The organism is Amycolatopsis sp. NPDC114503, from assembly GCF_055633655.1.
In genome coordinates, this window is sequence record NZ_JBVKDT010000006.1 from 1 (window position 1) to 23841 (window position 23841).

Sequence of the window (23841 nt, forward strand, 5' to 3'; positions counted from 1 at the left end):
AGGCCGGCTACCCGTCGTCGCCTTGGTAGGCCATTACCCCACCAACAAGCTGATAGGCCGCGGGTTCATCCTGTACCGCCGGAACTTTCCACCCTCGAAGATGCCTCCGAGAGTCATATCCGGTATTAGACCCAGTTTCCCAGGCTTATCCCAGAGTACAGGGCAGATTACCCACGTGTTACTCACCCGTTCGCCACTCATCCCCGGCCGAAACCGGTTCAGCGTTCGACTTGCATGTGTTAAGCACGCCGCCAGCGTTCGTCCTGAGCCAGGATCAAACTCTCCAACAATGAACAGTTCGATCGAGACTATTTCTCAATCATTCTCAAAGGAAACCCCGACGAGGGGGTTTCATATAAGCTCTACTGGCTTAGTTCACTAGCACACTGTTGAGTTCTCAAGCAACACACCCCGAACCAGCCCCGGAATCAACCAGGCCAAGCTCGATGCGTTATTTCAAGCTTTTGTTTTTCCGGAGTCCGACTCTACACCCTGGGAAGCTCAAGGCTTCGTCGGGGGCTGGTTCAGCTCCGGAGGTTTGGGACCACCCACTCTACCACTACTGTGGGAGCTTGGTTCGTGTTCCCGGCGGCCGCCCGGTCTCCCTGGCGACGAAGAGAACATTACACGGCCCGAAACAGCCCTCGAACAGGGGGGTCCCTTTTTTCGCGCCAAGCCCCTGACCTGCGTCGATCCGGCGACCGAGGCTCGAGGGCGGTCAGCCCGGCTCGCGCTCCCCGTGCGTCGCGATCACCGTGACCCCGACGAGGATCGCCGCGACAGCCGCCGTCACGTGGATCGGCGCCGGGCCGAACGACGCCGCGAGCACGAGCACGGCCGCCGCCGGGAAGCCGATCGCGATCGGACGGCATTCGTTGGTCGGGCCGATGTGCAGCAGCCACACGCTGAGCAAGAAGATCGCGACCGGGATCGTCACGGCCAGCGCGGTCACGATGCCGCTGACGTGCACCTGCCCGCTGTCGAAGCCGACCGCCAGTTCCAGCCCGGCGCCGACCGCCGCGGCCGAGGCGAAAATCAGGTAGTGCCCGTATCCCCAGCTCAGCGCGGTCCACCGGGAGTTGCCGCGTTCGAGGCGGGCGTGCCCCGGCTGGTCGAAATACAGCCACCACATCGAGAACACCAGGACCAGGCCCGCGACGGCCAGCGACACCAGCTCCCCGGTGTGCTCGCCCTCCGCGATCCCCTCTTTCACCGCGTTGGTGGCGCTGAGCACGGTTTCGCCGAGCACGATCAGCGTGAAAAGCCCGTAGCGCTCGGCGATGTGATGCGAGTGCCACGGCGTGGTGGTCTTCGACTCCGCCACCGCCGGCACCGCGAGTTCCAGAACCAGGATGACGAAGAAGCCGATGAACCCCGCGGTGCCGGGAATCGCGAGCCGGACGATCCACAGGATCTGGCAGGCCGTGATGCCCGCCGCGTAGCGGTACGCGGTCGTCCGCAATCCCGGCGACTGCCGCGCCGCGCGCAACCATTGCGCGACCGCCGCGAGCCGCATCAGGACGTACCCGATGACCACGATCGTGAAGTCGCCTTCGAAGGCTTTGTCCACGCCGGCCGCGACGGTCAGGCCGCCGGCGATCTGGACGAGAGTGGCGAGCCGGTAGGGCACGTCGTCGGTGTCGAACGCCGACGCGAACCAGCTGAAGTTCAGCCAGCCCCACCAGATCGCGAAGAACACCATCCCGAAGCTGAGCACGCCGTGCCCGACATGGCCTTCGGAAAGCGCGTGGTGCAGTTGCGCGGCAGCCTGGCCGACGGCGACCACGAAACACAGGTCGAACAGCAATTCCAGCGGCGTCGACGCGCGGTGTCCCTCATTGGTGTCGCGCGCCCGCATCGGCCGGTACCACACCCGGATCCGGTTGCCCGGCGTTGCCTCCTGGGCCATGAGCGCTCCCCTCTTCGCAGAACGCGGCCATCCCAACATGATCGACGGCCCCGCGCGAGCGCGACATCCCCGAGCAGCCGGAACCGGGTGAAACCGGACGTCTCAGCGCAGCCGGACCGCCAGTTCGAAGACCGGATCGTCGAGGGCGGCCGTCCCGGGATCGCACAGGAAGATCTGGCGCGGCTTCCAATCGGCCTCGACCTCATGGTCAACCAGCCAGCGGTGCAGTGACTCGGCGCCGAGCGCGGTCATCATGTTCGCCTTCGGCACGGTGACGTAAGCCTCGCGGCCCGCGTCGTCGGTGCTGAGCGTCATCTCCGGAAAGGCGATTTCCCCGCCTTCGGGGTCGATCGGGCAGCAGAATTCGACCAGGCCGTCGCTGTCATTGCCGATTTCTCCGTGATAGCGCAGGAACGGCCGTCCGGCGCTGCCTTCCGGGCGCGGGACCGCCGGGCCGCCGAAGAAGGCGAACAGCGGGGCGGCGAACTCGCTGACGCGGTCGGCGGTCAGGTGCTCGGAGGTGACGAGCAGCGTGCGGGCGGGCATTTCGCGAACGGAGACGTCGTACATCGGGGTTTCCTTCCCTGCCAGCTGGTCGAGGAAGAACCCGGCGAGTTCCCGCTTCGCGTGCCACGCCCGCTCCTGCTCCTCCCAATAGGCGCGGACCTCGGCTGCCGCGGCGTCCGGCGGCAGGTCGAGGACGGCCCGGATCCGCGGCAGCGGCATCTCGAGCCCGCGCAGCTGGACGACGCGGCGGGCCCGGTCGAGCTGATCCGGCGAGTACCAGCGGTAGCCGGTGTCCGGGTCGACGCGGGCGGGCGGCAGCAGGTTCGTCTCGTCGTAGAGCCGCAGCGCTTTGGGCGAAAGGCGGGCCAGGCGCGCGAACGCGCCGATGGCGAGCAGGTCCGTCATGGGTCTCCCTCGTTCGGAACGCTCTGAGCGTGGGGCCGGCCCCGAGGGGAAGGTCAAGAGGCGGGGAGCATCGTTCGGAACACCCCAGCCGCGCGTCCCGAGGGCAAGGTCGAGCGGTGTCTACAGCATTCGGCACGCGCGCGGACCGACGACCGCGGACAGAGTTCGACGCGCCCAGAGTCGCGCGATCGGACCCGAGGAGAACGGGCAAGCGGCACGGACAGCGTTCGATGTGCCCGGGGTTGCGCGGTCAGACCCGAAGACAGCGTCAAGCGGTACGGACAGCGTCCGACGGGTCCGGAGTCACGCGGCCAGACCCGAAGACAGCGTCAAGCGGCACCGACAGCGTTCGACGCGCCCGAAGCCGTGCGGGCGAACCCGAAGGCAGCGTCAAGCGGCAACGGACAAGTCCCGACCTCTCGCTCGAAACATCCGCAGGCGGCCTGAAGCAAGTCGAGCCGGGAAGAGTGAGGACGGGCGGGCCCGGTTCCCCCTCACCCGGGCCCGCCCCGTTGCCTTCGAGCGCACTCGGCCGGCCACTCCGGGCAGTGCCCCGGCGATTCGCCGTACGGTCCCCCGCGGACGCCGACGAATTTCGTACCGGAATGCGACTCCGGGTGTCCATTCCCCGGAACTTCGGACTCCCAGGCCGCTCGGCCGATCGACCCATCCCCGGTCGATCGAACGAATTGCCACTGTAGGTAGCCAAAGTGTCGTTCTGAAGGCTCCATAAGGTCTACTCGGTTGCTCTGAGTAGCACTAGGGTCGAAGGTCACCTGTCACCCGGATGGAGTATCACCTGGTGGCGGTAAGTAGCTCACCGAACAGGCAAGATAAGAGTTGCCAGATCACGGACGGTGAATATTCGCTGCGGACTGCGCAGCTTGGCGGTCCTCCGTCAGGATGGCACGCCGTCGGCGGGCGCGAAGTTCGAGGGTCGCGAAAGCCAGTGCGACCAGTGTGAGGCCGGCGGCGCAGCACATCGCCGCGGTGAGCGCGGTCTGGTGCCCGGCCGCCGGGACCACCGATTCGAAGACCGACGCCAGCACGGCCGTGCCGATCGCGGTGCCGATCCGCTGGCCGGTCTGCAGCGCTCCCCCGGCGACGCCGGCGAGGCGGTTCGGCACGCATTCGAGAGTGAGCGTCGTGTTCGGCGAGATCACCATCCCGCCGCCGATCCCGCCGATCAGCAGCGGACCGGCCACCGCGAACCCGGCGGCCGACGGCGGCACCCATTGCACGACCAATGCCACGGACAGCAGCGAGAGCGCGACGATGCTCAGCCCGGTGACGGTCAGCCTCCGGCCGAACCGGGGCACGAGCCGCCCGGCGACGGCTGCGGTCACGGCGGAACTCAACGCGAACGGCGTAACTGCCAGCCCCGACTGCAGCGGCGTGTACCCGAGGCCCTGCTGGAAGAAAAGGGCGAACACCAGCCAGATCCCGGCGAACCCGCAGAAGTACAACGCCCCGACCGCCGCGCCGCTGGCGTAGCCCGGAGTGCCGGTGAAGAGGCGGATGTCCAGCAGCGGCGGCCGGTTCCTTCGCGTGACGCGCCGTTCCCACCACACGAACGCCACGCCGAAGACGATCGCCACCCCGAACAGCCACCAGAACCGGCCGAGCCCGCCCCGTTCGGACTGCACCAGCGGCAGCAGCACGCCGAGCACCGCGACGGCCAGCAAGACGATCCCGACGAAGTCGATTTCCGTGCGCAGCCGGAACTTCCGCCGGTCCGTGCGCGGCAGCAGCTTCATCGCGAGCCCGAATGCGACGACGCCGATCGGCACGTTCACGTAGAACACCCACCGCCAGCCGTCCGGATCGCCGAACAGCGCGAGGATCACGCCGCCGAGCACTGGTCCGACCGCGGTGGAGATGCCGACGACCGCGCCGAACATGCCGAACGCCCGGCCGCGTTCGGCGCCGCGGAACAGATCCTGGATCAGGCCGCTGTTCTGCGGCGTCAGCATGCCCGCGGCACAGCCCTGGGCAAGGCGGGCGGCGACGAGCGTCGCCGGGTCGGAGGCCGCTCCGGCCAGCGCGCTCGTCGCGACGAACGCGGCCAGCGCGATCAGGAACATCCGGCGGCGGCCCAGCGCGTCGCCGAGCCTGCCGCCGGTGACCAGGACCAGGCCGAAGGTGAGCGCGTAGCCCGAGACCACCCATTGGATGGTGCCCGCGCCGGTGTTCAGGTCGCGCTGGATCGAGGGCAGAGCCGTGTTGACGATGCTGACGTCCAGCAACGTCATGAACCCGGCGGCGAGGGTGACCGCGAGCGCCCGCCAGCGGCGGGGGTCCGGCTCCGCCTCGGTCATCAGGTGTTCGCGGTGATCCCAGGGATGCCCTTGAGCTCACCGATGAGCATCGAACTGACCTTCACCGGGTAATCGTAAAGCGCGAAGACCGTCTGGTTCTTGCCGACGAGCTTGAGGTGCACCGGCGTATCGCCCTTGTGCGCCAGCAGCGTCGACTTCAGTTCGCTGACCACCGCCTGGTCGATTTTCTCCGCGGCGGCCAGCAGCACCAGCGGCGGTTCCTCGTCGCCGTTGCCGATCTCGGACAGGTCCAGCGGCACGAGCCCGCCGCCGAACACCGACATCTTGTCCTCGCGCCAGTTGACCCGGCCCTTCACCAGCACCGCGTTGTCCTCGACCAGGTCCGCGGCGAACATCGAGTACGCCTTGGCGAAGAACAGCACCTCGAGCGCGGCGTCCATGTCCTCGACGGTGCAGATCGCCCAGGGCTCGCCCTTTTTGTTGACCCGGCGTTCGAGCGAGGTGAGCAGGCCGGAGATGACGACCTCGCCCTCCTTCGGCGGGTCGGCGAGCAGCGCGGCGATCGGCTTCGGCGCGTGTTTGCGCAGGATGCGCTCGGCCCCGTCGAGCGGGTGCGCCGAGACGTACAGGCCCAGCATTTCGCGCTCGTAGGCGAGGAGCTGCTTGCGCGGGTACTCCTCTTCGCCGAACTTGAGGTGCGCGAGCGGCGAGGACGACGGCGCTGCCTCGGCCGCGTCGCCGTCGTCGGCTCCGAACGAGCCGAACAGGTCGAACTGGCCCATCGCTTCCTGGCGCTTGAGCGGCACCACGGCTTCCACCGCGTCCTCGTGCACCTGGATCATCGACAGCCGCGTGTGGCCCATCGAATCGAACGCGCCCGCCTTGATCAGCGACTCGATGACCCGCTTGTTGCAGGCCACCAGCTCCGACTTGTCCAGGAACTCGGTGAACGAGGAGTACTTCCCCTTCTCCTCGCGCGTCTTGATGATCGACTCCACCACGTTCGCGCCCACGTTGCGCACCGCGCCCAAACCAAACCGGATGTCGCTCCCGACGGCCGCGAACCGCAAAGCCGACTCGTTCACATCCGGCGGCAACACCTTGATCCCCAGCCGACGGCACTCCGACAGATAGATCGCCGACTTGTCCTTGTTGTCACCCACCGACGTCAACAACGCGGCCATGTACTCCGCGGTGTAGTTCGCCTTGAGGTACGCGGTCCAGTACGCGATCAGGCCGTACGCGGCGGCGTGCGATTTGTTGAATGCGTACCCGGCGAACGGGAGAATCGTGTCCCACAGCGCCTTGACCGCTTCCGGCGAGAAGCCGCCCTCGACCAGCGGGCTGGACTTCATGCCCTCTTCGAAGCCCTCGTACTCCTTTTCGAGGACTTCCTTCTTCTTCTTGCCCATCGCGCGCCGCAGCGTGTCCGCTCGGCCCATCGTGTAGCCCGCGACCTTCTGCGCGATCTGCATGATCTGCTCTTGGTAGACGATCAGGCCGTAGGTCTCGGACAGGATCTCCCGCAGCGGTTCCTCCAGCTGCGGGTGGATGGGCTTGATCTGCTGCCGGTTGTTCTTGCGGTCGGCGTAGTCGTTGTGCGCGTTCATGCCCATCGGGCCGGGGCGGTACAGCGCGAGCACCGCGATGATGTCCTCGAACCCGGTCGGCAGCATGCGCCGCAGCAGGTCGCGCATCGCGCCGCCGTCGAGCTGGAACACGCCGAGCGTGTCGCCGCGGCCGAGGAGCTTGTACGACTCGGGGTCGTCGAAGCCGAGCCGGTCGAGGTCGATCTCCTCGCCGCGGTTGGCCTTGATGTTCTCCAGCGCGTCGCCGATGACGGTGAGGTTGCGCAGGCCCAGGAAGTCCATCTTCAGCAGGCCGATGGCCTCGCACGACGGATAGTCCCAGCCGGTGATGATCGAACCGTCGTCGCGCTGCCACACCGGGATCGCGTCGGTGAGCGGTTCGCTCGACATGATCACCGCGCAGGCGTGCACGCCCGCGTTGCGGATCAGGCCTTCGAGGCCGCGGGCGGTGTCGAAGATCGTCTTGCACTCTTCGTCGGTCTCGACGAGCGTGCGGACCTCGGCGGCCTCGGCGTAGCGCTCGTGCTTCGAGTCGACGATGCCCGACAGCGGGATGTCCTTCGCCATGATCGGCGGCGGCAGCGCCTTCGAAATCCGGTCCGCGATCGAGTAGCCCGGCTGGCCGAAGTGCACGCGGGCGGAGTCCTTGATCGCCGCCTTGGTCTTAATCGTGCCGAAGGTGATCACCTGCGCGACCCGGTCCGCGCCGTACTTGTCGGTGGCGTAGCGGATCATCTCGCCGCGGCGGCGGTCGTCGAAGTCGATGTCGATGTCGGGCATCGACATGCGCTCCGGGTTCAGGAACCGCTCGAACAGCAGCTTCTGCGGGATCGGGTCGAGGTTCGTGATGCCGAGCGCGTACGCGACGAGCGCGCCCGCCGCGGAACCACGGCCCGGGCCGACCAGGATGCCGACCTCGCGCGCGTGCTGGATGAGGTCGGCGGTGATGAGGAAGTAGGACGGGAAGCCCTTGCCCTCGATCACGCCGAGTTCGTAGTCGCAGCGCTCCTCATAGCCGTCCGGGATGCCTTCGGGGAACCGCCACTTGAGGCCCTCGGCCACCTGGTGGCGCAGCCAGGAAGCGTCGGTGTGGCCTTCGGGGACGTCGAAGACCGGCATCCGGTCCTTGTGCGTGTACACGTCCTCATACGACTCCACGCGCTCCGCGATCAGCAGCGTGTTGTCCGCCGCCCCCGGGACTTCCTTGTCCCAGTACTCGCGCATCTCGTCCGCCGACTTCAGGAAGTAACCGTCCCCGTCGAACTTGAATCGCGTCGGATCGTTCAGCGTCTTCCCGGCCTGCACGCACAGCAACGCGGAGTGGGTGTCCGCCTGGTCCTTCGTCACATAGTGCGAGTCGTTCGTCGCCAGCGGCGGAAGGTCCAGCAGCTTCCCGATCTCCAGCAGACCCTCCCGCACCGACCGCTCGATCGGCAGGCCGTGGTCCATCAACTCCAGGAAGAAATTCCCCGCGCCGAAGATGTCCTTGTAGTCCGACGCCGCCTGGATCGCCGCCTCGCGCTGGCCCAGCCGCAACCGCGTCTGCACCTCGCCCGACGGACACCCCGTCGTCGCGATGATCCCCGACGCGTTCTCCGCGATCAGCTCACGATCCATCCGCGGCTTCCGGTAATACCCCTGAATCGACGCCAACGACGACAACTTGAACAGATTCCGCAACCCGGTGGCGTTGCCCGCCAGCATCGTCATGTGCGTATACGCACCCGCACCCGAGACGTCGCCGCCCTCGCCCAGCTCGTCCGCGCCCCGCTGGTTCGACTGCCCCCAGAACACCGGCTTCTTGTGAAACCGGCTCTCCGGCGCGACGTACGCCTCGATACCGATGATCGGCTTGATCCCGTGCTTCTTCGACGTCTGAAAAAACTCGTCCCCGCCGTACATGTTCCCGTGATCAGTCATCCCGACCGCCGGCATGCCCAACCGAGCCGCCTCCGCGAACAGAGGACCGATCTTCGCCGCACCGTCCAGCATCGAATACTCGGTGTGGACGTGCAGGTGGACGAAAGAATCGTTCGACACCAGCGAAAACCTCCCCTAGGCAGACGGCTTCCCGGCTCCGGTCGACGCGGCGGGCCCGGGCTGCCCACCCTAGTCCGCCGCGAGTTCGGTGAGCGCCCCGGCATCCTCCCTCCGAACCGGCCGGGCGCGGGCCCCGACGCGCCGGGCGGCGCGCCGAACGCGTTCCCGGTGGTGATCACCGGTGCGCTCTCCCGTACCCGGACACCGTCGCACTCGGCACCGACAAAACCGGGGCCTCGCGGAGCCGGGCCGCCGAGAGTCACCCGGCAGCGTGAATGCGTGAACCAAGCCACAACGGCCCAGAAAGGGGCCGGGGCACCGCTTGACAGCGGCCGGGCCGGAACCGACGATCCGACGCGTGAACCTGTCTGACAGCCGGGCAGCCGGACCGCTCCCCCGGCGCGTCAGCGCGATGGAGGCCGTGCTCGGCTATCTGCGCGAGGCGATCGAGCGCGGGGAGTACGCGGTCGGCGACCAGCTGCCGTCGGAGGCCGCGCTGAGCAGGGAGTTCGAGGTCAGCCGCTCGGTCGTGCGCGAGGCGCTGCGCGGGCTGCAGGCGCTCGGGCTGACCGTGTCGCGCACCGGCCGCGGCACGTTCGTCACCGCGAGCGGCCCGCCGGAGAACCCTACGTTCGGCGACTACTCGGCCCGCGACCTGGTCGAGGTGCGCAGGCACGTCGAGGTCCCGGTGGCCGCGTTCGCCGCGCGCCGCCGCGACGCCGACCAGCTCGCCCGGCTCGCCGATCTCGTCGATCGGATGGACACCGAGACCGGCGACGCCGCGTGGGTGGCGCTCGACTCACAGTTTCACGTCACGATCGCACGGGCATCAGGCAATCCGGTGTTCGCGAAGGTGATCGAAGAGATCCGCGACGCGCTGGCCCGCCAGTCGGCGTTCCTGAACCAGCTCGGCGGACGGCGGACGCAGTCGAACGTCGAGCACCGGCGCATCGTCACGGCGATCGCCGAAGGCGAAGAAGATGCGGCCGCGGCCGCGATGACCGAGCATCTCGATCACGTCGAGAAGACCCTGACCACGATCGTACGACCGGCGCGCGCCGGCGAAGCAGAAACAGGTACCACCGCGTGACTGAAGAAACCCTGCCCGCGACTGCCGAGGCGGACACCGCCGACGCGGGCGACGCCGGATACCGCAAGGCGCTGAAATCCCGGCACATCAACATGATCGCCATCGGCGGCGCGATCGGCACCGGCCTGTTCCTCGGCGCGGGCGGACGGCTCGCACAGGCCGGTCCGGCGCTCGCGATCGTGTACGCGGTGTGCGGGCTCTTCGCGTTCTTCGTGGTGCGCTCGCTCGGCGAACTGATCCTGCACCGCCCGTCGTCCGGCGCGTTCGTGTCCTACGCGCGCGAGTTCATGGGCGAGAAGGGCGCGTACATCGCGGGCTGGATGCACTTCCTCAACTGGTCGACCACCGGCATCGCGGACATCACCGCCATCGCGCTGTACGCGCACTTCTGGTCGTTCTTCACGCCGATCCCGCAGTGGGTGCTGGCGCTGATCGCGCTGGCGGTCGTGCTGTCGCTGAACCTCGTCTCGGTGAAGCTGTTCGGCGAGATGGAGTTCTGGTTCTCGATCGTCAAGGTCGCCGCGCTGGTGCTGTTCCTGCTCGTGGGCATCTTCCTGCTGGTGACGCAGCACCCGATCGACGGCCACGCGCCCGGCCCGCAGCTGATCGCCGACCACGGCGGCGTTTTCCCGGCGGGCATCGTGCCGATGATCCTGATCGTGCAGGGCGTCGTGTTCGCCTACGCGTCGTGCGAGCTGGTCGGCGTCGCGGCCGGCGAAACGGAGAACCCGAAGGCGGTCGTGCCCAAGGCGATCAACTCGATCATGTGGCGGATCGCGCTGTTCTACGTCGGCTCGGTCGTGCTGCTGGCGATGCTGCTGCCGTGGAACGCCTACTCGGCCGATCAAAGCCCGTTCGTCACGGTGCTGGCGAAGCTGGGCGTGCCCTACGCGGACAGCATCATGAACCTGGTCGTGCTGACCGCCGCGCTGTCCAGCCTCAACTCGGGCTTGTACTCGACCGGGCGAATCCTGCGCTCGATGTCGCTGGCCGGGTCCGCGCCGAAATTCACCGGCGTGATGAACCGCAACCAGGTGCCCTACGGCGGGATCCTGCTCACGTCGTCGGTCTGCGTCATCGGCGTCGGGCTGAACTACGTGGTGCCGAAGGACGCGTTCGAGATCGTGCTGAACTTCGCCGCCGTGGGCATCCTCGGCACCTGGGCGATCATCGTGCTCAGCCACCTTCTGTTCGTGCGGAAGGCCAAACGCGGCGAGGTGACCCGTCCGCACTTCCGGCTGCCGTTCTCGCCCTACACCGAGATCGCGACGCTCGTGTTCCTCGCCGCGGTCGTCGTGCTGATGGGCTTCGACAAAACCGGCCGGATCACCCTGATGGCGCTGCCGGTGATCGTCGTCGCGCTGGTCGTCGGCTGGTTCGGCGTGCGCAAGCGGATCGACATGAGCGCGTTCGACAAGGCAGAAGCGTCGTGACCCCGCAGGAACGCGAACCGCGGCACGTCCCGCTGGTCCATCTCCTGCGCGACGGCATGGTCGAGGGCGTGCACCACGGTTCGGTCGTCGTGCTCTCCCCTGACGGTTCGACGCTGTTCGAGGCGGGCGACCCGGACGTCGCGATGTACCCGCGCTCAACCGCGAAACCGCTGCAAGCCGCCGCGATGGCCCGGCTCGGGCTGCGCCTGGATCCGTCCGGCTTCGCGATCGCCGCGGCCAGCCACTCCGGCGAACCACGGCACCTCGAAGCAGCGTCCGCCGTGCTGACGAGCCGCGGCTTCGCTGAAACCGACCTGGGCAACCCCGCCGACCTGCCGTACGACCCGATCGAACGGGACGCCTGGATCGCAGCCGGCCGGAAGCCGTCGCGGCTGGCGCACAACTGCTCCGGCAAGCACGCGGCGATGCTGGCGGTCTGCCGGGAGCAGGCGTGGGACGTCGAGGGCTACCTCGATCCGACGCATCCGTTGCAGCGCGCGATCCGGGAAACCGTCGAGGAACTGACCGGGCAGACCGTGCCACGAGTGGCCACGGACGGCTGCGGTGCGCCCCTGTTCGCGCTCTCCCTGCGGGGCTTGGCGCGAGCTGCTTCGCGGATCGCGACCGCGCCCGACGGTTCGCCGGAAGCGTTGGTGGCCAACGGGATTCGGCAGCATCCGGATCTGGTGGCGGGCAGCCGTCGCGACGTCACCCGGCTCATGCAAACCCTGCCCGGGCTCATCGCGAAGGACGGTTTCGAGGCCGTGCAACTCGCCGCATTGCCAGACGGAACCGCGGTAGCGCTGAAGATCGCAGACGGCGGCGACCGAGCCCGCCCAGCAGTTCTCGCGGCCGCGCTGGCACGGGCAGGCGTCGACCCGGATCTGCTCGCCCCCTTCAGCGATCCAGCCCTTCGGGTGACGAACGCACTGGCCGCCTGAATCCCATCCGCAGCCCGCGCACCCGCTATCGAGGCACCCAGCCCCTCCCCCGCACCCCGATACGAAGCCTCCCTGCGGTTCGGGGGTGCTTGTCAAGGCATCTTTCCCGCCTTGACAAGCACCCCCGAACCGTCAGCACAATCAAGCTTCGGGGTGCCCCACGCGCCCATTTCCAGCAGAAGCGAACCAGTCACAATCCGCGTACGTTCGACAACGTGCTGAACCGAATCGTCGACCGACTGCTCGGTCTCCCCGCCGCCGAAGGCCCGGCTCCGATCGCCGACAAAGACCTCCGCATCCCCATGCCCGACGGCGCGCACCTCCTGGCCGACCGCTACGCCCCGCCCGGCCTGACCTCCGGCCCCGTCGTCCTGCTCCGCACCCCCTACGGCCGCACCGGCCTTCTGGCCAAACTCTTCGGCGAAACCTTCGCCCGCCACGGCTTGCAAACAGTCCTCCAGAGCATCCGGGGCACTTTCGGCTCAGAAGGCCGGTTCCGCCCGTTCCACCACGAACGCGAAGACGGAATCGCCACCGCCGAATGGCTGCGCGCGCAGCCTTGGTGCGACGGACGGATCGCGATGGCGGGCGCCAGCTATCTCGGTCACACGCAATGGGCGATCGGCCCGTACCTGGACCCGCCGCTGTCCGCGATGTGCCTGGGGATCACCGCGTCGGAATTCGTCAGCACGTTCTATCCGGGCGGGGTGCTCGCGGCGGACAACATGGTGTCCTGGTCAGCCACGATCGGGAGGCAGGAGGAGCGGTTCGCCGCGCTGCCGAACCCGCTGCAGACGCGGCGCACGCGCACCGCGATGGCGTACCTGCCGCTCGCGGGCGCGGACGTGGCGGCGATCGGCAAGCCGGTGCAGTTCCTGCAGGACGTCACCGAGCACGCGGATCCGGAGGACGACTTCTGGCGAATGTCGGACCACAGCGACGAAGTCGCGAAGCTCGAGGTGCCGGTCAGCATGGTCACCGGCTGGTACGACCTGTTCATCCGCGCGCAGCTGCGGGACTTCCGCACGCTGCAGGACGCCGGAAGGTCGCCGCGGATCACCGTCGGGCCGTGGTCGCACGGCGAGCCGGCGAGTCTCCGCGTGCTGATCCAGGACCAGCTCGGTTTCCTGCGCGCGCATCTCGCCAACGACCGCACCCAGTTGCAGCGCTCCCCCGTGCGGATCTTCCTGCAGCAGGCGTCCGCCTGGCTCGATTTCGACCACTGGCCGCCTCCTTCCGAGCCCACGCACGCCCATCTGCGACCGGTCGGCGGTCTCGGCGAAACGGTGCCCGGCGAGGCCCTGCCCACGTCGTTCACTTACGACCCGGCGGACCCGACCCCAGCCGTCGGCGGGCCGTTGCTGACGGGAAAGACCAAGCAGCGCGACAATTCCGCGACCGAGGCGCGCGACGACGTGCTGGTGTTCACCGGCGAACCGCTGGTGCACGACGTCGACGTGATCGGCGACGTGTCCGCCACCGTGTTCGTGCGGACCGAACTTCCCGACGCCGACGTGTACGTGCGGCTGTGCGACGTCGACCCCGGCGGCATCTCGCGCAACGTCACCGACGGCATCCTGCGGCTCCGTCCCGGCTCGCCGGAACCCGATGCCGACGGGGTGGTGCGGGCCGAGGTGGAACTCGACCCGACCGCGTACCGCTTCCGCCGCGGGCACCGGTTGCGCGTTCAGGTCGCGGGCGGCGCGTTCCCCCGCTTCGCGCGCAATCACGGTACGGGAGAACGGGTTTCGTCCGCGGTGCGCAGCACACCGAACCGGTTCGAGGTGTTCCACGACGTGACCCGGCCGTCCCGGGTCACGGTGCCGGTCTTCACTCGGTGACCTTTACTGAATGACCGCGCGCTGATGCGTCGTCAGCCTGCCGTCGTCGTGCAGCACGTGCAGCAGAAGCGACGGCGGGCCGTCGAAGTCCAGCGGCCCGCCCTCGTCCCAGCCGCGCCCCGCGCCGGGTTCCACCGGCAGCAGCGACCCGGACACCACACCCGGCGCGACCCGCACCGGAACGCCCGCGAACTCGGTCGCCGCGCCGGTGTGCACGTGTCCGCAGAGCAACGCCGCGACGTCGGGATGCCGCTTCAGCACGGCGGCAAGCCGGTCTTCGCCGGTCTGGCGGATCGCGTCCACCAGCGGCACCCCGACGTCGAGCGGCGGGTGGTGGAAGGCGACGAACGACGGGCCGTCGTGCCCGGCGAGCGTGTCGTCCAACCAGGCCAGTGTCTCGTCGGCGAGGTAGCCGGCACCCTTGCCCGGGATCGTCGAATCGCACGACACGAGCAGCACTTCGGCCACCTTGGTCGCAGTGTTCACCGGGGCGTCGCTGGCCGGTTCTCCCAGCAGCGCCTCGCGAAACGGCGCGCGTACGTCGTGGTTGCCGGGACAGACCACCACGGGCACCGGGAGATCGAGCAATTCCGCCGCGCGCCGGTACTCCTCGGGCAAGCCGTGATCGGCGATGTCTCCGGTGACGATTACGGCGTCCACCGGATGTTCGAGGGTTCGCAGATACCGCGTCACCGCGGCGGCTCGTGCGTCGGCGCGCTCGCCGCCGTCGAGGTGGATGTCGGACAGATGCGCGAAAACCCGCACCGGATCAGCTCCCTTTCAAGTACGCCAACGCTTTCACCCAGTTCCGGACGAGCAGCGCCGACGCTCCGGGCAGGTCGTCCGCCCGCAGTGCCGCCGCGATCTCACGGTGCTCGGCCACGCTCTCCGCCGCTCGGTCCCGACCGCCGAAGTATGCCGTCTCGTAGCGTTTCAGCAACGGCTTTGTCTGCTCGATCAAGCGCAGCAGATGCGGGTTGTCGCAGCGGGACGTGAGCACCGCGTGCCAGCGGTCGTCCGCCGCGGGCAGATCGCAGGAATCGGCTATCTCGTCGGAAATCCGGTCGAGCGCGTCCGGGAGCGAGGCGAGTTCGAGCGGCGACGTCCAGCGCAGCGCGAGCGCCTCCAGCTCGGCGACCAGCGGGTACAGCCGGCGCGCCTCCTGCGGATCGAACGGCGCGACGAGGAATCCGCGACCCGGCGCGGCGACCAGGAGCCCGCGGTCGGCGAGGCCGATCAGCGCCTCGCGCAACGGCGTCCGGGACACGCCGAGCTCGTTCGCCAGGCGGACTTCGTTGATCCGGGTGTCCGCGGGAAACCGTCCGTCGAGGACGCGCGCGGTGATCTCCTCGATAAGTTCACCGCGCATGAGTCTCTTGACCATGCGCTGAGTATTGCACACAGATCGCCCGTACTGTATTCAGTTCATATGGCCAGCTCTTTCGATGTCGACCGCGCAAGGTACGAAACGCCCGGATGTGTCGGAGTCACGCACTTCAACAACGCCGGCTCCGCCCTCCCGCCCGCCCGCGTCACCGACACCGTGATCGACTATCTGCGCACCGAATCCCTCCTCGGCGGCTACGAAGCGGCCGACGAGGCCAAGGACCGCATCGAGGGCGTCTACACCTCAGTCGCGCGACTGCTCAACGCCGCTCCCGAAGACATCGCGCTCAGCGACAACGCGACCCGCTCGTGGCAATCGATCTTCTACTCGCTGCCGTTCGGACCGGGCGACCGGATCCTCACCGCGAGCGCCGAATACGCCAGCAACGCCATCGCCTACCTGCAGATCGCCCGCCGTACCGGCGCGACCGTGGAGGTCGTGGACGACGACGAAACCGGCCAGCTGGACGTCGACGACCTGCGCCGCCGGATCGACTCCGACGTGAAGCTCATCGCGGTGACCCACGTGCCGACCCAGGGCGGTTTGGTGAACCCCGCCGAGGAAATCGGAGCCGTCGCCCGCGAGGCGGGCATCCCGTTCCTGCTCGACGCGTGCCAGTCAGCCGGCCAACTGGACCTCGACGTCGAACGAATCGGCTGCGACGCCCTGACCTCCACCGGCCGCAAATACCTGCGCGGCCCGCGCGGCACCGGCTTCCTGTACGTGCACCCGCGCCTGCGCGACCGCCTCGAACCGGCGATGCTCGACCTGCGCTCGGCCAAGTGGACCTCCCCCGAGGAGTACGTCCTCGACCCGACCGCGAAGCGCTTCGAAGTATGGGAACGCGATTACGCCGCCGTACTCGGCCTCGGCGCGGCCGTGGACTACGCGATGGAATGGGGCCTGCCGGCGATCGAAGAGCGGGTCTCCGCGCTGGCCGCGACCCTGCGCTCCCGCCTGGCCGAACTGGACCGAGTCACCGTGCACGACGCCGGCGCGCGCAAGTGCGGCCTCGTGACGTTCAGCGTCGACGGACTGCCCTCCGACGAGATCAAGGACCGCCTGAACGCGGCGAAGATCAACACGAGCGTCGCGCACCCGCCGTCGGCGCAGTACGACTTCACCGCCCGCCGCCTGCCGGACCTGGTGCGCGCGTCGGTGCACTACTACAACACCGAGGAGGAAATCGACCGGCTGACCGGTGAGGTCGCCGCGCTCGCGCGATAACTGGAGATCACCCGGTTGGCGCAGTATCCAGCACCGCCGAAGCCGCCTCTTGTCTCGCGTACACCCGCGGAGTGCGCTGCGGCCGGGCCTGTCGAGGGGGCAGGCCCGGCGAGGCCGGGGGAGGAAAAGGGAAGGCCCCCTGGGCCGGGATGGTGGGGGAACCCGGTCCAGGGGGCTTTCTCTCGTTCACGAACCGAGCACTGACCGCGGACAGGACGCACCGAGAGCCCCTGCCGGACTCTCGACAAGGGTTTCGTGCCGCGTGCTTCGGAGCACTGCGGGACCTCGCCAGCGGCAGCGCGAGCAGCGAGCTAAACCTCTTCGCCCGCCAAAAACGCGATGCCCCGAAGCTCCTCCATTTTCTGCTCGGGAGTCATGGCGCGACGCCTCTCGACCGTCTCCTCCATGGTCCGCTCCAGGTCTTGCTTCTGCTCTTCCGTGCGAAGAATATAACTCTGCTCAAGGATGCTGTTTCGTATCTCGGGACGGATGACCACGAGACGGCCGTCTTTCCACTCCGCCGCCTTGCGACGAGGGTCGGCGTCCTTCTTCGCCGCCTTCCGGCCTTTCTTTTCCCGTGCTCCGGCACCCACAGTGGCGTCAGGCATTTCGACCGCCTTTCCCTGGTTCGCGAGCAGATGATTTTGGTTCCCCGTCAAGTGCTTGCGCTTCCAGCAGACCGAGAAAGTAAGCCCTCTCCTCGTTCTTCTTCTTGCGCAAGTAGAGAAGTTCGCCGACGCTGATCAGCGTGAGAAAAATCCACAGCAGGTTGAACTTCAGGACGGCTGGGCCGATGGGGACAGAAACTTCGAAAATCAAGACGTTCGTCGCGCTGACGATGTACAGCAGCACGGCTGCCAAGGCAGTGACAGCCAGCGCCCAGAGCCCGCAGAACGCGGTGAGCGAAGAGATCAGCATTCGTTCGGCAGTCAGCCCGCGCCCCACCGTCGCGGCCAGGAAAGCGGGCAGGGTCAACAGGAGTGCGGGGACGCCCTGGTTGGCGTGGCCGCCCGAGCGCACCGAATCCGGGTCGATGCCGATGCGGAACAGAGCGAAGTAGGCGATCACGATAGAAGTGACCAGCGCTACCGTGACGGCGTTGGCGAGCGCGCCGGGCGGAATCTCCCGGAACTCCACTACCGACTTGAAGTCGCTGACTTCCGCCGACTGCCGCTCGCTCCGCCCGACGCCGGGAACGATCCCCGTGCCCTGGCGGCGTATGTAGAGGTGCGCGAGCGTTCGCGCCTCCTCGTGGTAAAGGCGCACATACCAGCGACCCTGCCGTTTCGCGAAGCTTCGCTGCCGCAGAGGTTTTTTGTCCTTCATCTTTTCGAGATGATGGTCGTACACATACGTGTCTTGGTAGGCGCTCATCTCGAAGTGATAGCTGTCGGCGCTCACCGCCCAGGGGTGATGGATGTCGATGCGGGTCGGCAGCAACCCGTGCTTGCGCCGCAGGGTACTTCCGCGAACACTCGCATAACGCTCGAAGGCCGCGATGTTCGAGTACCGCAAAACGATGCTGTCGCCTCCCGCGCGCGGCACCTCGACCACGACCAAATAGGTCTCGACCAGCGATCGGCACAGGGATCGGATTCTCGCCTTCCAGCTCGCCGAGAACCGATTTTCGTCCAGATGGTCGAGCAGCTCGAATCTGTCCTTGACCCGCCCGCCGTTCTGGTCTCGATCCACGACGCTCGCGATGCTGTTTTTCACCAGTTGCAGAATGATCAGGGATTCCGCCGGGGTCAGGCCGGCCGGCACCGCGGCTCCCTCCCGCTTGCCGGCAAAGGCTTCCTGCTCGAACAGGCCGCGGAGGACCAAGGCGACGAGACCGTAGACCTGCCACTGCGGAAGCATGGCAAGCTCGCGCTTGCCGCCGTCGGTCACGCAGAGCCGGTCGAAAAGCCTGCCCTTCTCAGCACGAACCACCGGAACGATCAAGGGTGAACACGGCTCGCCCGCTTGCTCTCGCGGTGCCGGGTCTTTCCCGCGTTCCTGACCGGTCGCTGCGGCCTCGGGGGCGGCCTCCGTCCCCTGGCCCGGCTCGATCGGCGAATTCTGCCGAATGCCCCGGAAGGTCAGGGTGGTGGACGAGAGAAGCGTCCTCCCCTCGAGCGTCGCCTGGTCTTCGACCCGGCTCAAGTAGTCGGGAAGCGCGGCGAGGAGTTTGGTGAAGTAGTTGATCGCGAAGAGATCGTAGTTCTTGGTCACATACGATTCGGCTCGCATCAGGTCGACGATGGACAACTCGCGAGGCTTCGGCTTCCCCAGCTTGTTCTCCCGGACCGCTTTGCCGGGATCGTTCTTCTTCAGCATGAAGAACGCGATCAGCGAGAAGGCACCGGCCAAGCAGACGAAATTGGACCAAGGGGAAACGCGGGGCAGCGGGAGGAAGGAGCAAAAAGCGACGACGAGCGCGGCTGCCAGCAACCCGATCCAGGAGCTCCAGGCACGTCTCGCTTTGTCCCCGATGCTGTCGTTCACGACAACCTCCCTCTCCGGCCTGTGGCCAGTTCCAGGAGCAGGGTCTGCCCGATCATGCGAAGTGTTACGAGCGGCGTGCGAGCCCAGCCGTTCTCGCGGCAATCGTTGCTCGGCCGATACCGGCGAAGGCGCTTCGCGTGCCGGATCTGTCGCAAATCCGAGCATTTGCCCGGCGGCACCGTCCGAAGGTCGCGCGAGGGCTGCGTCAGCCAGAGCGGATCGCGGCGTCATGCCCGCCTCCCTAGCTCAGCCTCCCAACTCCACCGTAGCTCGGCACAAGACAAGATCACGCGGGCAATCGGCGGACAACGACCGAGGCGAAACGACAAACCCCATCCGGTGAAGTCTTCACCGGATGGGGTCAGATCGAGAACGGTGGGCGCAGCAGGGTTCGAACCTGCGACCGCTCGGGTGTAAACCGAGTGCTCTCCCGCTGAGCTATGCGCCCGCGCGCCGGAACGGGGAGACCCCGCCCCGGCGAGCGAAAGACAACGATCAGGCAGTCAGTTCCTCGACGGCCTTCTTCCACCCGGCCTGGTCGCGCGCCTCGCCCGGCGCGTTGACCTCGGCGAAGCGGACCACGCCTTCGGTGTCGATCAGGAAGGTGCCGCGAACGGCGAGCCCGGCCTGGTCGTTGAAGACGCCGTACTTCTGCGCCACCTCTCCGTGCGGCCAGAAGTCCGACAGCAGCGGGAACTGGTAGCCCTCGACCTCGGCCCACGCCTTGAGCGAGAACGGCGTGTCGACCGAGACGCCCAGGACCTGGACGCCCTTGCCGTCGTAGTCGCCGAACTCGTCGCGCAGCTGGCACAGCTCGCCGGTGCAGATTCCGCTGAAAGCGAACGGGTAGAACACCAGCAGGACCGGCTTGTCGCCCTTGAACTGCGACAGCGTGACCGGCTGCTTGTTGTAGTCGTTGAGCGTGAAGTCAGGGGCCTGCGAACCGACCTCGACGGCCATACCGGCGATTCCTCTCCAGAGCGAACACGAGCGTGCCGCCCACCCTATCGCGGCCTCAGCGCTGCTTGGCCTTCGAGGACTTCGGCGACACCAGCCGGGTGCCCAGCCAGCCCGGGCCCACGCTGATGTTGGCCGTCTGGGCCAGCCCGACCTGGGGCACCGCCTCCGCGATGTCGCTGGGCTCTACGTGCCCGGGCTGCCCGGTCTTCGGGGTCAGCACCCAGATCACGCCGTCTTCCTCCAGCGGACCGCGCGCGTCGACCAGCGCGTCTCCGAGGTCTCCGTCGTTGTCGCGCCACCACAGCAGCACGACGTCGATGACCTCCTGGGCGTCCTCGTCGAGGAGCTCACCGCCGATCGTTTCCTCGATCGCCGCGCGAACGTCGTCGTCGACGTCCTCGTCCCAGCCGATCTCCTGGACCACCATGTCCGGCTTGATGCCAAGGCTTTCGGCGACGCCGGCACTGCCTGCGTCTCCCGCGGCGACCACTGCTTCCACTCCTCCAACTACGACGGAGCGCGGCAGTAGGTCCGCCGCACTCGGATACACGGTTGTCGAACAGCGAACACTGACGCGGCGCTGCGCGCAACCGTCCACACCGGATCTTTGGCAAGTCGTGTCTGCAGCGTAGGGGCCCACCACCCCCCTGCCCGACGGCGGGTGGCACTCAGTACCCCACCACTCCGCAGCTCTCCCGGGGAGCCTCCTTTAGGGTGGAGGAGAGAAAACGCGCGCGCGATACACCGTGCGCGGGGAGTGGCGACACTCGGGCGGCCGATGTTACCGGGCAGTACAGGTGACGGGAACCCCAACCGGGACGACCATGGACGTCGGCGAGCACTCCCGCCCACCAGCTACAACGGCTACAACCAGCTACAAGGAGACCCCTTGGCCCCGCAGAACGACGGCGCCTCCGGCAAGGAGACCCCGGCTCGCGTACGCGTCATCCGTGACGGACTCGCGGCGCACCTTCCCGACATCGACCCGGAAGAGACCAGCGAATGGCTGGACTCCTTCGACGAGGCGCTGGCCCGAGGGGGCCAGCAGCGGGCCAGGTACCTGATGCTGCGCATCCTCGAGCGCGCCCGGGAACGCAACGTCGGCGTTCCGGCGCTCACGTCGACCGACTACGTGAACACGATCCCCACCGAGAACGAGCCGTGGTTCCCCGGCGACGAGGAGATCGAGCGCCGCTACCGCCGCTACATCCGCTGGAACGCGGCGATCATGGTGCACCGCGCGCAGCGGCCGGGCGTCGGCGTCGGCGGCCACATCTCCACCTACGCCTCGTCGGCGGCGCTGTACGAGGTCGGCTTCAACCACTTCTTCCGCGGCAAGGACCACTCCGGCGGCGGCGACCAGGTCTTCTTCCAGGGCCACGCCTCCCCCGGCATGTACGCCCGCGCGTTCCTCGAGGGCAGGCTTTCCGAGCAGCAGCTCGACGGATTCCGCCAGGAATTCAGCCACGCGGGCGGGGGCGGCGGCCTGCCGTCGTACCCGCATCCGCGGCTGATGCCGGAGTTCTGGGAGAACCCGACGGTGTCGATGGGCCTCGGCCCGATGAACGCGATCTACCAGGCGCGGTTCAACCGCTACCTGCGCGACCGCGGCATCAAGGACACCTCCGACCAGCACGTCTGGGCGTTCCTCGGCGACGGCGAGATGGACGAGGCCGAATCGCGCGGCCTGATCCACGTGGCCGCGGGCGAGGGCCTGGACAACCTGACCTTCGTGATCAACTGCAACCTGCAGCGGCTCGACGGCCCGGTGCGCGGCAACGGCAAGATCATCCAGGAGCTGGAGTCCTACTTCCGCGGCGCGGGCTGGAACGTGATCAAGGTCATCTGGGGCCGCGAATGGGATTCGCTGCTCTCGGCCGACCGCGACGGCGCGCTGGTCAACCTGATGAACGTCACGCCGGACGGCGACTACCAGACGTACAAGGCCAACGACGGCGCCTTCGTCCGCGAGCACTTCTTCGGCCGTGACCCGCGGACGAAGGAGCTGGTCAAGGACCTGTCCGACGCGGACGTCTGGAACCTCAAGCGCGGCGGCCACGACTACCGCAAGGTGTACGCGGCGTACAAGGCGGCCATGGAGCACCACGGCCAGCCGACGGTGATCCTGGCCCACACCATCAAGGGCTACGGCCTCGGCCCGTCGTTCGAGGGCCGCAACGCCACGCACCAGATGAAGAAGCTCACCCTCGACGACCTGAAGCTGTTCCGGGACGCGCAGCGCATCCCGATCAGCGACGAGGAACTCGAGAAGAACCCGAAGCTGCCGCCGTACTTCCACCCCGGCCCGGACTCGCCGGAGATCGAGTACATGCGCGGCCGCCGCAAGGCGCTCGGCGGGTTCCTGCCGGAGCGCCGCCCGAAGACCGCCAAGGCGCTCGTGCTGCCCGGCGACAAGGTCTACGAGGGCGTCCGCAAGGGCTCGGGCAAGCAGGAGGTCGCCACCACGATGGCGATCGTCCGGCTCATCCGCGAGCTGGCGAAGGACTCGGAGATCGGCAAGCGGATCGTCCCGATCATCCCGGACGAGGCGCGCACGTTCGGCCTCGACTCGATGTTCCCGACCGCCAAGATCTACAACCCGCACGGCCAGACCTACACCTCGGTCGACGCGAGCCTGATGCTGGCGTACAAGGAGTCTGAGAAGGGCCAGCTGCTGCACGAGGGCATCAACGAGGCGGGTTCCACCGCGTCGTTCACCGCCGTCGGCACGTCGTACGCGACGCACGGCGAGCCGATGATCCCGATCTACATCTTCTACTCGATGTTCGGGTTCCAGCGCACCGGCGACGGCCTGTACGCGGCGGCGGACCAGATGGCCCGCGGCTTCGTGCTCGGAGCCACCGCCGGCCGCACCACGCTGACCGGCGAGGGCCTGCAGCACGCGGACGGGCACTCGCTGCTGCTGGCGGCGACGAACCCGGCCGTGGTGGCCTACGACCCGGCTTACTCGTTCGAGATCGCCCACATCGTCAAGGACGGCCTGCGCCGGATGTACGGCGAGACCGGCCCGGACGGCAACGGCGAGAACATTTTCTACTACATCACCATCTACAACGAGCCGTACCAGCAGCCGGCCGAGCCGGAGAACCTGGACGTCGACGGCGTGCTCAAGGGCCTCTACCGGTACGCCGACGCGCCCGAGGGCGACGGCCCGGAGGTCCAGGTGCTGGTCTCCGGCGTCACGATGCCGGACGCGCTGAAGGCCCAGAAGATGCTGGCCGAGGAGTGGGGCGTGCGGGCCGCGGTGTGGTCGGCGACGTCGTGGGGCGAGCTGCGCCGCGAAGCGGTCGAGATCGACCACGAGAACCTGCTGCACCCGGACGCGACGCCGCGGGTTCCGTACGTCACGCAGAAGCTGGCGGAGGTTTCCGGCCCCGTCGTGGCGGTGTCGGACTGGATGCGCGCGGTGCCGGACATGATCCGCCCGTGGGTGCCCACCGACATGCTCACGCTCGGCACCGACGGGTTCGGTTTCTCCGACACCCGCCCGGCCGCGCGGCGCAAGTTCCTGGTGGACGCCGAGTCGATCACCGTCGGCGCGCTGTCCGCGCTCGCCAAGCGCGGCGAGTTCGACCAGGCGAAGGTCGCCGAGGCGGCGCGCCGCTACCGGCTCGACGACGTGGCGGCCGCGGGGCCGCAGACGTCCGACTCCGGCAGCGCGTGACCGCTGCTTGATTCCGGGACCCCTCCAGGACAGTGTCCTGGAGGGGTCCCTGCTTTGCTGA

16 protein-coding genes, 1 tRNA gene and 1 rRNA gene are annotated in these 23841 nt (G+C 67.9%); 6 read left to right on the forward strand and 12 right to left on the reverse strand.

The annotated features are described in order from the left end of the window. From ACZ7OI_RS25425 to dnaE, 5 genes are all read right to left on the reverse strand, one after another. Nucleotides 1-290: ribosomal RNA gene (locus tag ACZ7OI_RS25425) — 16S ribosomal RNA — on the reverse strand; the annotation flags it as partial. 428 nt (nucleotides 291-718) lie between these two features. Then, nucleotides 719-1909: a low temperature requirement protein A gene (locus tag ACZ7OI_RS25430; protein WP_470266689.1), complete on the reverse strand. Its 1191-nt coding sequence runs from the start codon at nucleotides 1907-1909 to the stop codon at nucleotides 719-721. A gap of 102 nt (nucleotides 1910-2011) precedes the next feature. Then, entirely contained in the window at nucleotides 2012-2821 is an 810-nt protein-coding gene (locus tag ACZ7OI_RS25435) for a MerR family transcriptional regulator (RefSeq protein WP_470266690.1), read from the reverse strand. A gap of 848 nt (nucleotides 2822-3669) precedes the next feature. After that, a complete protein-coding gene (locus tag ACZ7OI_RS25440) occupies nucleotides 3670-5139 on the reverse strand; it encodes an MFS transporter (RefSeq protein ID WP_470266691.1) in 1470 nt (489 codons plus the stop codon). Then, nucleotides 5139-8729, reverse strand: a complete 3591-nt coding sequence (dnaE, locus tag ACZ7OI_RS25445; protein WP_470266692.1) for a DNA polymerase III subunit alpha — start codon at nucleotides 8727-8729, stop codon at nucleotides 5139-5141. Before dnaE ends, ACZ7OI_RS25440 begins: the two co-directional genes overlap by 1 nt. 412 nt (nucleotides 8730-9141) lie before the next feature. Here dnaE and ACZ7OI_RS25450 point away from each other — a divergent pair, with 412 nt between their 5' ends. The 4 genes from ACZ7OI_RS25450 (at nucleotide 9142) to ACZ7OI_RS25465 (ending at nucleotide 14034) form a co-directional block, all read left to right on the forward strand. Beyond that, nucleotides 9142-9819, forward strand: coding sequence for a FadR/GntR family transcriptional regulator (locus tag ACZ7OI_RS25450; RefSeq protein WP_470267149.1), 678 nt, complete (start codon nucleotides 9142-9144; stop codon nucleotides 9817-9819). After that, nucleotides 9816-11252: an amino acid permease gene (locus tag ACZ7OI_RS25455; protein WP_470266693.1), complete on the forward strand. Its 1437-nt coding sequence runs from the start codon at nucleotides 9816-9818 to the stop codon at nucleotides 11250-11252. The genes ACZ7OI_RS25450 and ACZ7OI_RS25455 overlap by 4 nt, the downstream gene beginning before the upstream one ends. Next, complete coding sequence (locus tag ACZ7OI_RS25460) at nucleotides 11249-12193, forward strand: asparaginase (RefSeq protein ID WP_470266694.1); 945 nt, start codon at nucleotides 11249-11251, stop codon at nucleotides 12191-12193. Before ACZ7OI_RS25455 ends, ACZ7OI_RS25460 begins: the two co-directional genes overlap by 4 nt. Nucleotides 12194-12408: 215 nt before the next feature. After that, nucleotides 12409-14034, forward strand: a complete 1626-nt coding sequence (locus tag ACZ7OI_RS25465) for a CocE/NonD family hydrolase (protein ID WP_470266695.1) — start codon at nucleotides 12409-12411, stop codon at nucleotides 14032-14034. A gap of 3 nt (nucleotides 14035-14037) precedes the next feature. On the opposite strand, the gene ACZ7OI_RS25470 is transcribed toward ACZ7OI_RS25465, so the two are convergent. Together ACZ7OI_RS25470 and ACZ7OI_RS25475 are read right to left on the reverse strand one after the other, a co-directional pair. Beyond that, a complete protein-coding gene (locus tag ACZ7OI_RS25470; RefSeq protein ID WP_470266696.1) occupies nucleotides 14038-14799 on the reverse strand; it encodes a metallophosphoesterase in 762 nt (253 codons plus the stop codon). A gap of 4 nt (nucleotides 14800-14803) precedes the next feature. Further along, nucleotides 14804-15418 carry a GntR family transcriptional regulator gene (locus ACZ7OI_RS25475; RefSeq protein ID WP_470266697.1) on the reverse strand — a complete coding sequence of 205 codons (615 nt, stop codon included), beginning with the start codon at nucleotides 15416-15418 and terminating at the stop codon, nucleotides 14804-14806. Between the two features lie 45 nt (nucleotides 15419-15463). Here ACZ7OI_RS25475 and ACZ7OI_RS25480 point away from each other — a divergent pair, with 45 nt between their 5' ends. Continuing rightward, nucleotides 15464-16648 (forward strand): aminotransferase class V-fold PLP-dependent enzyme, encoded by a 1185-nt coding sequence (locus tag ACZ7OI_RS25480; RefSeq protein WP_470266698.1) that lies wholly within the window; start codon nucleotides 15464-15466, stop codon nucleotides 16646-16648. A gap of 311 nt (nucleotides 16649-16959) precedes the next feature. On the opposite strand, the gene ACZ7OI_RS25485 is transcribed toward ACZ7OI_RS25480, so the two are convergent. From ACZ7OI_RS25485 to ACZ7OI_RS25505, 5 genes are all read right to left on the reverse strand, one after another. Continuing rightward, nucleotides 16960-17256: a hypothetical protein gene (locus tag ACZ7OI_RS25485; protein ID WP_470266699.1), complete on the reverse strand. Its 297-nt coding sequence runs from the start codon at nucleotides 17254-17256 to the stop codon at nucleotides 16960-16962. Further along, nucleotides 17249-19135, reverse strand: a complete 1887-nt coding sequence (locus ACZ7OI_RS25490; RefSeq protein ID WP_470266700.1) for a hypothetical protein — start codon at nucleotides 19133-19135, stop codon at nucleotides 17249-17251. The genes ACZ7OI_RS25485 and ACZ7OI_RS25490 overlap by 8 nt, the downstream gene beginning before the upstream one ends. Nucleotides 19136-19511: 376 nt before the next feature. After that, nucleotides 19512-19583, reverse strand: a tRNA-Val gene (locus ACZ7OI_RS25495). A 47-nt stretch (nucleotides 19584-19630) separates the two neighbouring features. Next, a complete protein-coding gene (locus ACZ7OI_RS25500) occupies nucleotides 19631-20095 on the reverse strand; it encodes a peroxiredoxin (protein ID WP_020657595.1) in 465 nt (154 codons plus the stop codon). A 55-nt stretch (nucleotides 20096-20150) separates the two neighbouring features. Then, nucleotides 20151-20585: a DUF3052 domain-containing protein gene (locus ACZ7OI_RS25505; protein ID WP_067591158.1), complete on the reverse strand. Its 435-nt coding sequence runs from the start codon at nucleotides 20583-20585 to the stop codon at nucleotides 20151-20153. A gap of 399 nt (nucleotides 20586-20984) precedes the next feature. Here ACZ7OI_RS25505 and aceE point away from each other — a divergent pair, with 399 nt between their 5' ends. After that, complete coding sequence (gene aceE / locus ACZ7OI_RS25510) at nucleotides 20985-23780, forward strand: pyruvate dehydrogenase (acetyl-transferring), homodimeric type (protein WP_470266701.1); 2796 nt, start codon at nucleotides 20985-20987, stop codon at nucleotides 23778-23780. Nucleotides 23781-23841: the final 61 nt, after the last annotated feature.

Coding starts and splice junctions, on each gene's coding strand:
- ACZ7OI_RS25430 (WP_470266689.1), bottom strand. CDS start 1,909: ATGGCCCAGGAGGCAACGCCGGGCAACCGGATCCGGGTGTGGTACCGG.
- ACZ7OI_RS25435 (WP_470266690.1), bottom strand. CDS start 2,821: ATGACGGACCTGCTCGCCATCGGCGCGTTCGCGCGCCTGGCCCGCCTT.
- ACZ7OI_RS25440 (WP_470266691.1), bottom strand. CDS start 5,139: ATGACCGAGGCGGAGCCGGACCCCCGCCGCTGGCGGGCGCTCGCGGTC.
- ACZ7OI_RS25450 (WP_470267149.1), top strand. CDS start 9,142: ATGGAGGCCGTGCTCGGCTATCTGCGCGAGGCGATCGAGCGCGGGGAG.
- ACZ7OI_RS25475 (WP_470266697.1), bottom strand. CDS start 15,418: ATGGTCAAGAGACTCATGCGCGGTGAACTTATCGAGGAGATCACCGCG.
- ACZ7OI_RS25480 (WP_470266698.1), top strand. CDS start 15,464: ATGGCCAGCTCTTTCGATGTCGACCGCGCAAGGTACGAAACGCCCGGA.
- ACZ7OI_RS25485 (WP_470266699.1), bottom strand. CDS start 17,256: ATGCCTGACGCCACTGTGGGTGCCGGAGCACGGGAAAAGAAAGGCCGG.
- ACZ7OI_RS25500 (WP_020657595.1), bottom strand. CDS start 20,095: ATGGCCGTCGAGGTCGGTTCGCAGGCCCCTGACTTCACGCTCAACGAC.